Annotated in this window: 11 protein-coding genes and 1 tRNA gene; 4 read left to right on the top strand and 8 right to left on the bottom strand. The window is 62.9% G+C overall.

Annotated elements, in window-relative coordinates:
- Positions 1-521: 521 nt before the first annotated feature.
- Positions 522-3,197, top strand: coding sequence for an aconitate hydratase AcnA (acnA, locus tag JV18_RS0104970; protein ID WP_033073652.1), 2,676 nt, complete (start codon positions 522-524; stop codon positions 3,195-3,197).
- 31 nt (positions 3,198-3,228) lie between these two features.
- Entirely contained in the window at positions 3,229-3,492 is a 264-nt protein-coding gene (locus tag JV18_RS0104965; RefSeq protein ID WP_033073651.1) for a hypothetical protein, read from the top strand.
- A 34-nt stretch (positions 3,493-3,526) separates the two neighbouring features.
- On the opposite strand, the gene JV18_RS0104960 is transcribed toward JV18_RS0104965, so the two are convergent.
- From JV18_RS0104960 to JV18_RS0104925, 8 genes are all read right to left on the bottom strand, one after another.
- Positions 3,527-3,602 (bottom strand) — tRNA-Val (locus JV18_RS0104960).
- Positions 3,603-3,693: 91 nt separating this feature from the next.
- The gene (locus JV18_RS0104955) at positions 3,694-4,869 is read right to left on the bottom strand and encodes an acyl-CoA dehydrogenase (protein ID WP_033073650.1); all 1,176 of its coding nucleotides are present in this window, start codon (positions 4,867-4,869) and stop codon (positions 3,694-3,696) included.
- Between the two features lie 24 nt (positions 4,870-4,893).
- Positions 4,894-5,301 carry a RidA family protein gene (locus JV18_RS0104950; protein WP_033073649.1) on the bottom strand — a complete coding sequence of 136 codons (408 nt, stop codon included), beginning with the start codon at positions 5,299-5,301 and terminating at the stop codon, positions 4,894-4,896.
- A 31-nt stretch (positions 5,302-5,332) separates the two neighbouring features.
- Positions 5,333-6,499, bottom strand: a complete 1,167-nt coding sequence (locus JV18_RS0104945; RefSeq protein WP_033073648.1) for an acyl-CoA dehydrogenase family protein — start codon at positions 6,497-6,499, stop codon at positions 5,333-5,335.
- The gene (locus JV18_RS0104940; protein ID WP_033073647.1) at positions 6,499-7,308 is read right to left on the bottom strand and encodes an enoyl-CoA hydratase family protein; all 810 of its coding nucleotides are present in this window, start codon (positions 7,306-7,308) and stop codon (positions 6,499-6,501) included. The genes JV18_RS0104945 and JV18_RS0104940 overlap by 1 nt, the downstream gene beginning before the upstream one ends.
- Positions 7,305-7,802, bottom strand: coding sequence for a MarR family winged helix-turn-helix transcriptional regulator (locus JV18_RS0104935; RefSeq protein WP_033073646.1), 498 nt, complete (start codon positions 7,800-7,802; stop codon positions 7,305-7,307). The genes JV18_RS0104940 and JV18_RS0104935 overlap by 4 nt, the downstream gene beginning before the upstream one ends.
- Complete coding sequence (locus tag JV18_RS0104930) at positions 7,799-8,563, bottom strand: SDR family NAD(P)-dependent oxidoreductase (RefSeq protein ID WP_033073645.1); 765 nt, start codon at positions 8,561-8,563, stop codon at positions 7,799-7,801. Before JV18_RS0104930 ends, JV18_RS0104935 begins: the two co-directional genes overlap by 4 nt.
- A gap of 3 nt (positions 8,564-8,566) precedes the next feature.
- Positions 8,567-10,873 carry a bifunctional salicylyl-CoA 5-hydroxylase/oxidoreductase gene (locus tag JV18_RS0104925; protein ID WP_033073644.1) on the bottom strand — a complete coding sequence of 769 codons (2,307 nt, stop codon included), beginning with the start codon at positions 10,871-10,873 and terminating at the stop codon, positions 8,567-8,569.
- A 147-nt stretch (positions 10,874-11,020) separates the two neighbouring features.
- Here JV18_RS0104925 and JV18_RS0104920 point away from each other — a divergent pair, with 147 nt between their 5' ends.
- On the top strand, positions 11,021-12,190 hold the full coding sequence (locus JV18_RS0104920) for a pyridoxal phosphate-dependent aminotransferase (protein ID WP_033073643.1): 1,170 nt from the start codon (positions 11,021-11,023) through the stop codon (positions 12,188-12,190).
- Positions 12,191-12,218: 28 nt separating this feature from the next.
- The gene (locus JV18_RS0104915; RefSeq protein WP_033073642.1) at positions 12,219-13,883 is read left to right on the top strand and encodes a DUF885 family protein; all 1,665 of its coding nucleotides are present in this window, start codon (positions 12,219-12,221) and stop codon (positions 13,881-13,883) included.
- The last annotated feature ends 12 nt before the right edge of the window (positions 13,884-13,895 follow it).

Genomic DNA, 13,895 nt, shown 5'->3' with positions numbered 1-13,895 from the left:
GGCCGCCACCGGTCCGCAAGCGTCCCCCAAGGAAGGATTAGCTATGCAATCAACTCCCCTGCAAAACCGGGTCCTTTCGGTTATTCACGGCTGCTCTCCCATCGTCACTCTGGACATCTTCGGCGATTATCCCATTCCGAGGAATTGCTTGTGCCCCGGCAAAGCCGGGGGCCAGAGGGTAGCGCTACGCCGTCTGTACACGGGGGATATCTATCGACTTGATCCGGGGCCGGCCGCCAGCGGGCCGGATCACCATCCGGGCGGACGGTTTGAAACGACGCGGCTCTCTATCGTGGTCTCGTATGACAATAAACGCAATCCCCGAACGCCGCGCCGGCGCACCCACCCCCGCGCCATTCCCCGCCCGCCGCACGGATCAATCCACCCCCGCCCCCTTGCATTTCCTGCCCCTCGGCGTAAGGCGTCGCCAACATTAACCGCGCGCGCGACTCTCCGCCGCCCCGCTCTCTCGGATCGGGCAGGAGGGTCATTCCCCGCCGCGCCCGAAAAGGGAACTGCACATGACCACCACTGGCAAGGACACGCTTGGCACCCGTTCGACGCTCGACGTCGGCGGCAAGAAATATGCCTATTATTCGCTCGACAAGGCGGCGGCGAAGCTTGGCGATGTCTCGCGTCTGCCCTTTTCGATGAAAGTGCTGCTCGAAAATCTGCTGCGTTTCGAAGATGACGGCTTCACCGTGTCGACCGACGATGTGCAGGCGATTGTCGACTGGCAAAAGGACCCGCGCTCGAACCGCGAGATCCAGTATCGCCCCGCGCGCGTGCTGCTTCAGGATTTCACCGGCGTTCCCTGCGTCGTCGATCTCGCCGCGATGCGCGATGCGATTGCGAAGCTTGGCGGCGACACGTCAAAGATCAACCCGCTCGTCCCCGTCCACCTCGTCATCGACCACAGCGTCATGGTCGACGAATTCGGCCATCCCAAGGCGTTCGAACAGAATGTCGAGATCGAATATTATCGCAACGGCGAACGCTATGACTTTCTGAAATGGGGGTCGAAAAGCCTCGACAATTTCAAGGCGGTCCCCCCGGGCACCGGCATCTGCCACCAGGTCAACCTTGAACATATCGCGCAGGCGGTGTGGTCGAGCGAGGATCGCTCGGGCGAAATGGTTGTCTATCCCGACACCTGCGTCGGCACCGACAGCCACACGACGATGATCAACGGGCTGGGCGTGCTCGGCTGGGGCGTCGGCGGGATCGAGGCAGAGGCCGCGATGCTCGGCCAGCCCGTGTCGATGCTCATCCCCGAAGTTGTCGGCTTCAAGCTGACGGGGCAATTGAAGGAAGGCGTCACCGCGACCGACCTCGTGCTCACCGCGACGCAGATGCTGCGCGCCAAGGGCGTCGTCGGGCGCTTCGTCGAATATTTCGGGCCGGGCCTCTCGACCCTCAGCCTCGCCGACCGCGCGACGCTTGCCAATATGGCGCCCGAATATGGCGCGACCTGCGGCTTTTTCGGCATCGACGACAAGACGCTCGATTACATGCGCCTCACCGGGCGCAGCGACGAAAATCTCGCGCTGGTCGAAGCCTATGCCAAGGCGCAGGGGCTGTGGCTGTCGGCCGACATGCCCGACCCCGTCTTCACCGACACGCTCGAGCTCGACATGGGCAGCGTCGTGCCCAGCCTTGCGGGGCCGAAGCGGCCGCAGGACAAGGTCGTCCTCACCGAAGTCGACGATGTGTTCAACGCCGACCTCAAGAAACTGTACGGCAAGGACAAGCCCGCGCGCGTTGCGGTCGAGGGCAAGGATCATGACATTGGCGACGGCGACGTTGTCATCGCCGCGATCACCAGCTGCACCAACACCTCGAACCCCGGCGTGATGATCGCCGCGGGACTCGTCGCGAAAAAGGCGAACGAGCGCGGGATGAAGCCCAAGCCGTGGGTCAAGACCAGCCTCGCGCCGGGGTCGCAGGTCGTCACCGACTATCTCGTCAAATCGGGGCTTCAGGCGCATCTCGACGCCGTCGGCTACAACCTCGTCGGCTATGGTTGCACGACCTGCATCGGCAATTCGGGGCCGCTTGCCGAGCCGATTTCGGCCGCGATCAACGGCAACGACATCGTCGCTGCCTCGGTCCTCTCGGGCAACCGCAACTTCGAAGGCCGCGTGTCGCCCGACGTGCGCGCGAACTTCCTGGCCTCGCCGCCGCTCGTCGTCGCCTATGCGCTCAAGGGCACGGTGACCGAGGATTTCACCACCACCCCGATCGGGCAGGACAAGGACGGCAAGGACGTGTTCCTCGCCGACATCTGGCCGACCAACCAGGAAGTGGCCGACACCATCGCCGGCGCGGTCGACCGCGACATGTTCCTCGGCCGCTACGCCCATGTCTACAAGGGCGACGAGCATTGGCAGAAGATCAATGTCGAGGGGTCGGACACCTATCAGTGGCGCGCGGGCTCGACCTATGTCGCGAACCCGCCCTATTTCGAGGGCATGGAAATGACCCCCGCGCCGGTCGGCGACATCGTGAACGCGAAACCGCTCGCGATCCTGGGTGACAGCATCACGACCGACCACATCTCTCCGGCGGGCAGCATCAAGGCGGACAGCCCGGCCGGAAAATGGCTTATGGAACATCAGGTTAGCAAGGCCGACTTCAACAGCTACGGCGCCCGCCGCGGCCACCACGAAGTCATGATGCGCGGCACCTTCGCCAACATCCGCATCAAAAACGAAATGGTCCCCGGCATCGAAGGCGGCATGTCGCGCTACGGCGACGAAGTCCTGCCGATCTACGACGTCGCGATGCGCCACAAGGCCGACGGCACCCCGCTCGTAGTCGTCGCGGGCAAGGAATATGGCACCGGCTCGTCGCGCGACTGGGCAGCCAAGGGCACAAACCTGCTCGGCGTCCGCGCGGTGATCGTCGAGAGCTTCGAGCGTATCCACCGCTCGAACCTCGTCGGCATGGGCGTGCTGCCGCTCCAATTCACGAACGGCGACACGCGCGAAACGCTGGGCCTCACCGGCGACGACCAGTTCACGATCCGCGGCGTCGCCGATCTCAAGCCGCGCCAGACGGTGACGGTCGAGGTCACCCGCCCCGATGGCTCGACCTTCAGCTTCGACACGCTTTGCCGCATCGACACGGCGAACGAGGTCGAATATTATATGAACGGCGGCATTCTGCATTATGTGCTGCGCAAACTCGCTGCATAAGGAAGCAGCATAGGAAAAGGGGACGGGGACGATGGGAGCAATAATCTTTTTCGTCCTCGGCCTGATATGCGGTTTCTTGCTGGCAGGCTATTTGCGGCAACGGGCGGGGGTGGACATGCTGCCCCCGTTTCGCCGGCCTCCGCTGCGCCGGGAAATAGACGAAGATATTATTCGCGGGATGCTCCGCCGCGGTGAATGGGACGAGGCACAGGCGCTCCTGTGCGAACAATGGCGGATAACCCCGAGCGAAGCGGCGCGCGTTCTCGAGGCGATCGAACGCAACGAGCAACGCTAAGGCGCGCTCTCCGCCATTATCGTGAGGGGAAAGATGGTGGGCGCTGACGGGCTCGAACCGCCGACCCTCTCGGTGTAAACGAGATGCTCTACCAACTGAGCTAAGCGCCCCCGATTGGGGAAGCGCGCCCCTGCCACAGCTTGAGCGCGCTGGCAAGAGGGGGGAGGGCGCTTCCCGCCATTCCCCCCGCGCCCCATCCGATCAGAAGGCCGCAATCCCCGTAATCGCGCGGCCCAGGATCAACGCATGAACATCATGCGTGCCTTCATAGGTGTTCACCGTTTCCAGATTCATCGCATGGCGGATCACCTGATATTCGCCGCTGATGCCATTGCCGCCATGCATGTCGCGGGCCATGCGCGCGATATCGAGCGCCTTGCCGACATTGTTACGCTTGACGATCGAGATCATCTCGGGCGCAAATTCGCCGCTGTCGATCAAGCGCCCGACGCGCAGGCTCGCCTGCAGCCCCAGGGCGATGTCGGTTTCCATATCGGCGAGCTTTTTCTGGAACAACTGTGTCGCGGCCAGCGGACGTTCGAACTGGTAGCGCTCCAGCCCATATTGGCGCGCGGCGTGAAAGCAGAATTCCGCCGCGCCCATCGCGCCCCAGCTGATCCCGTAACGCGCGCGGTTGAGGCAAGAAAAGGGGCCTTTCAGTCCCGACACGTCGGGCAGCAACGCGCTTTCGGGCACTTCGACATCTTCCATTACCACCATGCCGGTGATGGAGGCGCGCAGGCTCAGCTTGCCTTCGATCTTGGGCGCCGACAGGCCTTTCATGCCCTTTTCGAGCACAAAGCCACGGATCGCGCCGTCATGCGCGTCGGACTTGGCCCAGATGACAAAGACGTCGGCGATGGGTGAGTTGGAAATCCAGGTCTTGGCCCCGTTCAGGCGATAGCCGCCGTCGGTTTTGGTCGCCCGCGTGCGCATGCCGCCGGGGTCGGACCCCGCATCAGGTTCGGTCAGCCCGAAACAGCCGATCCATTCGCCGCGCGCCAGCTTGGGCAGATAGCGTTGCTTCTGCTCTTCGCTGCCAAAAGCGTGGATGGGATACATGACGAGGCTCGACTGAACGCTCATCATCGACCGATAGCCGGAATCGATGCGCTCAACCTCGCGCGCAACCAGCCCATAGGCGACATAGGAAGCGCCCACGCCGCCATAGGCTTCGGGAATGGTGGGGCCGAGCAGGCCAAGCTCGCCCATTTCGGCGAAAATGGCGGGGTCGGTATGTTCCTGGGCAAAGGCGTCGATGACGCGCGGCGCCAGCTTGTCCTGGGCATAGGCGCGCGCCGTGTCGCGGATCATCCGCTCATCATCTTCAAGCTGCGCGTCGAGGCGGAAGGGGTCGGCCCAGTCGAAACTCTGCATGGGATCAATCCTTTATGTCGGTTATCAGGCTGCTTCGGGGACAACCGCGATGGTTTCAATCTCGATCTTGGCTTCGGCTTCGACCAGCGCGGTGACTTCGACAACCGCCATGGCCGGGAAATTCTTGCCGATCAACTCGCGATAAATGGCGCCAATCTCGGGCAGGCTGTCCAGATATTCGGCGCGGCTGGTGATATACCAGGTCATGCGCGCAATATGTTCTGGCCCTGCGCCGCCTTCGGCCAATATGGCCAGCGTATTCTCGACGACCTGACGGAACTGGCCTGCAAGGTCGGTGCAGGGGAATTTTTCCTCGGCATCCCAGCCGACGACCCCGGCGGTATAGATGGTGCGGCCGCTCGCCATGATGGCATTGGCATAGCCGCGCGGGCGCGGCCATCCGGGGGGAAGCAGGGCGGGGTGAACGGTCATGTCTTTTCCTTGTTCAAGGGCCGATGAAAATTCAGCGGGCGGCCTCAGCCAGATGCTGGCGCGCGATCACGATTTTCTGCACCTCCGACGCGCCTTCATAGATACGCAGCGCGCGCACCTCGCGATAAAGCGCCTCGACGGGGGTGCCGACGGTGACGCCCAGCCCGCCAAACATCTGCACCGCCTTGTCGATTACCGCCTGCGCGCTGTCGGTCGCATGCAGCTTGGCGAGCGCGGCTTCGCGTGTGTTGCGTGTCCCGCGCACATCGCGCAGCCAGCCGGCGCGATAGATGAGCAACGCCGATGTATCGACGTCGAGGACCATCTCGGCGAGCTTCGACTGGGTGACCGCATTATCGGCGAGGGTGCCATCGCCCAGTCGCCGGGTTTTTGCCCGCGCTGTCGCCTCATCGAGCGCGCGGCGCGCAAAGCCCAGCGCGGCAGCCCCCACAGTGGTCCGGAAAATGTCGAGTGTCGCCATCGCCTGCGCGAACCCCCGCGCCGCCTCACCCAGCAACGCGCTTTGTGGCAACGCCATGTCGGTAAAATCCAGCGTCGCGAGCGGATGCGGCGCGATGACTGCAATGCGCTCGGTCACTGTCAGACCCGGCGTGTCGGCATCGACGATGAAGGCGGAAACGCCCTTGGCCCCCGGCGCTTCGCCGGTACGCGCGAACAGCACATAATAATCGGCGATGCCGCCATTGGAGATATAGGTTTTGGCGCCATTGACGACAAAGCCCCCGGCGGTGCGCGTGGCGGTCGTCTCCATCGACGCGACGTCGGATCCCGATGCAGGTTCGGTCAGCGCAAAGGCCGCGATTTTCCGTCCCGCTGCGACCTCGGGCAGATAGGCCTGCTTCTGCGCCTCGGTGCCGAACAGGCTGATCGTTCCCGATCCCAGCCCCTGCATGGCAAAGGCAAAATCGGCGAGGCCCGAATGGCGCGCCAGCGTCTCGCGGATCAGCGCCAGCGAGCGGATATCGAGCGCCTCATGCACCCCGCCATAAGCCGCAGGAACGCAATAGCGCAGCCAGCCAGCCTCACCCAGCGCCCGCACCAGCGCGCGGCAATCGCCATCGACATCGTCCGAATGGCTGTCGCTGACATACGCGGTGCACCAATCATCAAGCTCGGCGGCAAGGCGGCGGTGGCTATCATCGAGGAAAGGCCAGTCGAGAAAGCTTTTGTCGGTCATCAGTTGCCCTCAAATTCCGGATTGCGCTTGGCGGCAAAGGCTTCGAACGCGCGGCGGAAATCCTGCGTCGCCATGCAGATGGCTTGGGCCTGGGCTTCCATTTCTATCGCTGTGTCTACGCTTACGGCCCATTCGGTGCTGAGCTGGGTTTTGGTGATGCCATGGGCGAAAGTGGGGCCGGCGGCGAGCGTGCGTGCCAGCTTGATCGCCTCGTCCATCAGCGCATCGCCCTCGACGATACGGTTGTGAAAGCCCCAGCGTTCGCCTTCCTCGGCGCTCATCATACGGCCGGTATAAAGAAGGTCCGACGCGCGGCCCTGACCGATGATGCGCGGCAGGATGGCGCAGGCGCCCATATCGCATCCCGCCAGCCCGACGCGGGTGAACAGAAAGGCGGTCTTGGCCGCAGGGGTGGCGATCCGCAGATCCGACGCCATCGCCATGATCGCGCCCGCGCCGACGCAAATGCCGTCGATGGCGGCAATGACCGGCTGCGGACAGGCGCGCATCGCCTTGACCAGATCGCCGGTCATCCGCGTGAAATCGAGCAGTTCGGGCATCGCCATTTTGGTGAGCGGGCCAATAATTTCGTGCACATCGCCGCCGGAGGAGAAATTGCCGCCGGCGCCGGTGACGATCACCACCTTCACATCCTTTGCATAGACGAGCGCGCGAAACATGTCGCGCAGTTCGGCATAGCTTTCAAAGGTGAGGGGGTTTTTGCGCTCGGGCCGGTTCAGCGTAACCGTTGCGACGCCCGCATCGAAATGCCAGCCGAAATGTGCCGGAGCAAAATCCTGGGGGTTCATATCTTTTCCTCCTGATGATCGGTGGCAAGGGAATGTTTGAGCGACCCGAGCAGGTCATAGAGCGCGGCGCGCTCTTCGGCGGAAAGCCCGCCCAGCATCTGCTCCACCCAGCGATGATGCGCCTCGGCCAGCCCGGCGAAACATTCGCGCCCCTCCTGCGACAGCCGCACGATCGACGAGCGGCCATCGGTGGGGGAGGGGGCGATGCTGACATAGCGATCGCGCATCAGCGTCTGGACGACGCCGGTGACATTGCCGTTCGAAACCAGCAGCGCCTGCGACAATTGCCCCATGGTCATGCCCTGCGGATTGCGGTCGAGCGCCGCCATCACGTCAAAGCGGGGCAGGGTGATGTCATATTGATCGGCAAAGCCGCGCTTCAGCCGCTTCTCGATCACCGTCGCACAGGTCAGGAGGCGCAGCCATAATTTGACGCTGCCGCGCTCGTCGAGTTCACCGTCATGCTTTTCGCGTATCGCCGGGGCTTTGCTCACATCACTTCTCCGCCCGCGACCATGATTGCCTGTCCGGTGATCGACCGGCTTGATGCCTGACACAGCCACAGCACGGTCTCGGCCACTTCCTTGGGTTCGATCAGCCGCTTCTGCGGGTTGAACCGCGCCAGTTCGGCGCGCGCTTCTTGGGCGCTGCGGCCGGTCTTCGCCTGAATATTATCGACGGCGTGCGCGACGATATCGGTATCGGTAAAGCCGGGGCAGACGGCGTTGGCGGTCAGGCCGGTGGTCGCATATTCGGTGGCGAGCGCCCGCATCAGCCCCACTGCGCCATGTTTGGACGCAACATAGGGGGCGGTATAGGCATAGCCCTTGACCCCGGCGGTCGAGGCAATGGTGATGATGCGGCCCGCGTCCGCGGCGAGCAGGTCGGGCAGCGCCGCCTGACAGCAATGGAACAGCGCATCGAGATTGACCCCCATCGCCGCGCGCCAGTCGTCGAGGCTCGCCTTGGCAAAAGGGCCGCTGGGGGCGACCCCGGCATTGTTGATCAATATGGTGATCGGCCCCATCGCCTCGCGCGCGGCGGCAAAGGCGGCGTCGACCGAGGGGCGATCGCTCACATCGGCGGGGGCGAGGTGAAAGGGGCCGCTCAGCGTCGCGGCGACCGCTTCCAGCGCCGCGCGCCGACGCCCGACCAGCGTGACCGAGGCGCCCGCATCGCTCAGAGCACAGGCAATGGCCGCGCCGATTCCCGATCCGCCCCCCGTCACCACGGCATGGCATTTTTTGAGCTGCATGGCCTATCCCCTCAACGCCGCTTCCTGTTCGGCCGCGCGCTTCAGATTGCGGCCAAGCTGCGCCATTCCTGCCTGATAATTGGGCGGAACATTGGCACCGCGATAATCATGCTGTGCCGCCGCGCGCAACGTCCACATCGGGTCGATCATATGCGGGCGGCCAATGGCGACCAGATCGGCGCGTCCCGCGGCGAGGATCGAATTGGCATGGTCGGTTTCAAAGATATTACCCACCGCCATCGTCGAAACCCGCGCTTCATTGCGAATCTGGTCGGCAAAAGGCGTCTGGAACATGCGGCCATAAACAGGCTTGCACTCGGCCCAGGTCTGCCCCGCCGACACGTCGATCAGGTCAGCGCCCGCCGCTTCAAAGGCTTCGGCGATCCGCACCGCTTCATCGGGGGTGACCCCGGCCTCGCCCATCCAGTCATTCGCCGAAATGCGCACCGACATCGGCCGGTCGGCGGGCCAGGCGGCGCGCATCGCGCGAAAGACTTCCAGCGGGAAACGCAGCCGGTTTTCGAGGCTTCCGCCATATTCGTCGCTGCGGCGGTTGAGCAGCGGGGTGATAAAGCTGGAGAGGAGATAGCCGTGCGCGGCGTGCATTTCGATCATGTCGAACCCGGCGTAAATCGCCATATGGGTGGCGGCGACAAATTGGTCGCGCACCATATCCATATCCTCCCGCGTCATCGGGCGCGGGGTCTGATTGTTCGCGCTCCACGGCACGTCAGAGGCGGCGATCAGCGGCCAATTGCCGTCATCCAGCGGTTCGTCCATGCCTTCCCAGCCGATTTTGGTCGATCCCTTGGCGCCCGAATGGCCGAGCTGCAGGCAGATTTTCGCCTGGCTGTGGGTATGAACGAAATCGGTGATCCTTCGCCAAGCCGCGGCATGGTCCGGCGCATACATGCCGGGGCATCCGGGGGTGATGCGCGCTTCGGGCGACACACAGGTCATTTCGGTATAAACCAGCCCCGCGCCGCCCTGCGCCCGCGCGCCATAATGGACGAGGTGGAAATCATCGGGCGTGCCGTCCTTCGCCGAATACATCGCCATGGGCGATACAACGATGCGATTGGCAAGCATCATCTCGCGCAGCTTATAGGGGGCGAACAGGGGCGGCGCGGCCTCGTCGTGCGTCTTCCCGCCGGGCGCCTGCGCCTGAAACCAGCGCTCGACCCCCTCGAGCCAGCCCTTGTCGCGCAGCCGCAGATTTTCATGGCTGACCCGCTGCGACCGGGTGAGCAGCGAATAAGCGAACTGGATCGGCTGGAAGGGCAGGTAGCGGTGCAGCGTCTCAAACCATTCGGTCGAATTGCGCGCGCTATTCTGCAGCTTCAACACCTCGATATTGCGTTCGGCCTGATATTCCTCCAGCGCCGCCGCCCGGCCCAGCCGGGGACGATTGAGCACCTCGGCCAGCTTGATGGCATCTTCCAGCGCCAGCTTGGTTCCCGATCCGATCGAAAAATGGGCGGTATGCGCGGCATCGCCCAGCAGGATGAATTTGTCATAAGACCAGCGGCCGGTGATGATCCGCCGGAAATTCAGCCACGCCTGCGGCCCCGGCAAGTGCCGGGCGTTCGACATAAGCTCATTGCCATTCAGATATTTGGCGAAAATATCCTGGCACAGCGCAATCGCCTCGGGCTGGTCCATCGTGTCGAGGCCCAGCTTCTCCCATGTTTCCGGCTCCATCTCGACGATGAAGGTCGAAAGGTCATCGTCAAAGCGATAGGCATGGGCCCACACCCAGCCGGCTTCCGTCTCTTCAAAGGCAAAGGTGAAGGCGTCGAACTGCTGCTTCGTCCCGAACCAGAAGAATTTGTTGCGCCGCATCTGAATATCGACATCGAAATGTTCGGCATGGGCGGTGCGAATGCGGCTGTTCGCGCCATCGGCGGCGATAACCAGATCATAATCGGCCCAGTCGGCAGGGTTGGCGCTGACTTCTTGTTCGAAATGCAGGCCGATCCCCAATTCGCGCGCCCGTTCCTGCAGGATGGCGAGCAGCCTTTTGCGCCCGATGCCGATGAAGCCATGGCCCGATGAGCGGATGCGCTCGCCATGAATATGCACGTCGATATCGTCCCAATGGGCGAATTCCTCGCGGATCGTCGCGCCGCTTACCGGATCATTGGCCATCAGATTTTCGACCGTCTGGTCGGAAAAGACGACGCCCCAGCCAAATGTGTCATCGGCGCGGTTCCGCTCGAACACGTCGATCTGGTGCGCCGCATTGCGCAATTTCATTGAAATGGCGAAATAGAGGCCGGCCGGGCCGCCACCCACGCATGCGATCTTCACGGGGCACTCTCCATCCTGTCTGCGACTCTATGGCCCGCGATCCTATGGAGTGAAAGCAGATGCTTCAAGCCTAAAATTTTAAGCTTGAAATATCGTATATCACGCAATTATTCACATGTAGGAAAGACTCGGACGAGGAGAAGATGGATGAAATGGCCCGCTGACCGCCTGGCAACCGGATCGAAGAAAAGTTTCGGCATGTATGAAGAGGCGGCAAAGCTCGACGCGCAGGGCGTCGATCTCATCCACCTTGAATTCGGGCGCCCCCATGCGGACACGCCCGCCCATATCAAGGACGCGACCAAGGCGGCGCTCGATGCCGGCATCGTTCATTATGGCGATTTTCGTGGCACCCTCTCGTTTCGCGAGGCGCTGGCCAAAAAGCTCTCGGCCTTCAACCGGCTCGACTATGGCGTGGATGAAATACTCGTCACCAACGGGCTGACCCATGCCTCCTATGCGGCTTTCATGGCGGCGATTGATCCCGGCGATGAGGTGATCCTGCTCGATCCCTATTATCCCCAGCATATCGGCAAGACCGAAGTGGCGGGGGGTAAGGTGGTGATCGCCCAGCTCGACAAGGCCAATGATTTCGCCATTTCAAAAGAAGCGATCGCGGCAAAGATTACAGGCCGCACCCGGATGATCGTGCTCGTCAACCCGGCGAATCCCACGGGCCGTGTTTACAGCCGCGAAGAATTGCAGCATGTCGCCGACCTTGCCATCGAACATGATCTGCTCGTCCTGTCCGACGAGGTCTATGAATATATCACCTATGGCGGCGCAGAGCATATCAGCATCGGCAGCCTGCCGGGGATGCGCGAACGCACCATCACCTGCTTTGCCTTTACCAAGGCCTATTCGATGGACGGCTGGCGTATCGGTTATCTCACCGCCGACGCCGCGCTGATGCCCGCGATTCTGCGCATGGCGATGACCGAGGTGACGCACGTCAATGTCTTCGTGCAGGAAGGCGCGCGCGCCGCGGTCGAGGGGCCTCAGGATGCCATGCTGGCGATGGTCGAGGCCGACCGGCGCAAGCGCGATATCGTCGTCCAGGCGCTGAACCAGATGCCCGGCGTCACCTGCGCCGAGCCCGAAGGCACCATCTATGCCTTTCCCGACATCAGCGGCACCGGGCGCAGCTCGCAGGAACTGGCGACCGCCATTTTGCATGAAGCGCATGTGGTCGTCGAAGCGGGCAGCTTCTATGGCCCGGCGGGCGAGGGGCATTTACGTGTGTGTTTCGGATCGGAATCCGAAGCAAGGGTGGCCGAAGCGATGGAGAGGCTCAGCCGCTTTTTCAACGCCCGCTAAAAGGCGCGGGGCCGGGAGGGGAATGACAATGATGAAGAAGAGATACCGCTATCTCGCGGCTGCACTGCTGGGTGCAGCGCTCCCGGCGCTGGCGTTACCATCGTCCGCGCTGGCGAAGGAAGCCGCCAGCGCTGCGTCGGACTATGACGCGCTCGTCGGCCTCTACCGCGAGTTTCGCGCCTTCGTTCCCCCGCCGATGAAGCAGGGGGTGCCCGATTATTCGCCCGTCGCCATGGTGCGCCATTATGAAGGACTAAAGCAGTTTCAGGCGCGCCTTCGCGCCATCGACGACAGCCAGTGGCCCATCGACCAGCGGGTCGATTACGCCCTTGTCCTTGCTGAAATGCGCGGCCTTGAATTTCAGCACCGCGTCACCCAGCCGTGGAAGCGCGATCCCGCCTTCTACAGCGTGACGAACCTTGGTTTCGGGCCGAAAATGCATGGCGCTTTCGCCATTCCCGACCTGCCGCTTCCCGCTGACAAGCTGGCCGCATTTCGTGCCCAACTTGATGCGGTGCCACAGGCGCTGCGCCAGGCGCGAAGCCAGCTCACCGATGCGCGCGGCGATCTTGCCCGGCTGGCCATCACCCAGAAACAGGTGGAGGTGAATGTCTTTGGCGAACTCGCCGCCCGCGCCCAAAAAGTGCAGCCCGAACTGGCCGCGCCCGCCCGCCGCGCACAGGCGGCCGCCGCCGATTTCAAGCGCTGGCTCGAAAGCATAGAGGCTGGTCTTCCCGCGCATGGCGGCGTCGGGCGTGACAATTATGCCTGGTATCTGAAGAACGTCCTCCTCCTTCCTTATACGCCGGAGGAAGTGGCGCTGATCGGCGAGCGCGAATATCAGCGGCAGATCGCTTTCCTCAAGATCGAAGAGCATAGGAACCGCGACATTCCCATGCCCGATCCGGTCGCGACCCGCGAAGAATTTGATGCCAAGCGCAGGGGCGAGGATGAGGATCTGCTCCGTTTCCTGCGCGAAGGCGATTGGGTGACCATCCCCGATTATGTCCGGCACGATCCGGAGGAGGGGCCTTATCAATTCCCCTTTGAAAAGGACCCTTCCAAACCCGGCCTGTTCGATCCGCCGCTCGATCTCCATTTCTTCTTTCAGGCCGAGTTTCGCGATGGCCGGCCCTTGCGCGCGCATAATCTGCCCGGCCACGCCTTTGACGCGCTTCAGGCCGCGCGCGATACCCGCCCGATCCGGGGGCAGCCGCGCCTCTTCTTCGTCAACGGCGTCCGCAATGAAGGCTGGGCCTTTTACCTTGAGGAAATGATCCTGCAGGCAGGCTTTCTCGACGACCGCCCCAAAACGCGCGAGATCGACTATATATTGGGCGCCAAGCGCGCCGCGCGCGTTTTGCCAGAGATTAAAATGCAGGCGAATGAATGGACCTGGGCGGAGGCCAATGCTTCGCTGATCGCGCGGACCCCCAAATGGATGAAGCCGGGCGATGCCGTCGCCCAGTTCGATATCGAGCTTTACCTGCGCCAGCCGGGCTATGGCATCGGCTATTATCTGGGCAAGGTCGAACTGGAAAAATTGCTCGCCGACGTCGCGATGCAGGAAGGGGAGGCGTTTGACATCAAGCGCTTCCACGACCGTTTCCGCGCCGCCGGGTCGATTCCCATTTCGCTCATTCGCTGGGAAATGACGGGCCGCGACGACGAAATAAAGGCCATGCGCGACTGACGAGCCGCCCGC

It is taken from the genome of Sphingopyxis sp. MWB1 (genome assembly GCF_000763945.1).
Taxonomy (GTDB): domain Bacteria; phylum Pseudomonadota; class Alphaproteobacteria; order Sphingomonadales; family Sphingomonadaceae; genus Sphingopyxis.
The sequence above is the reverse complement of the archived record's forward strand: the minus strand, read 5'-3'. Positions and strand labels throughout refer to the sequence as shown.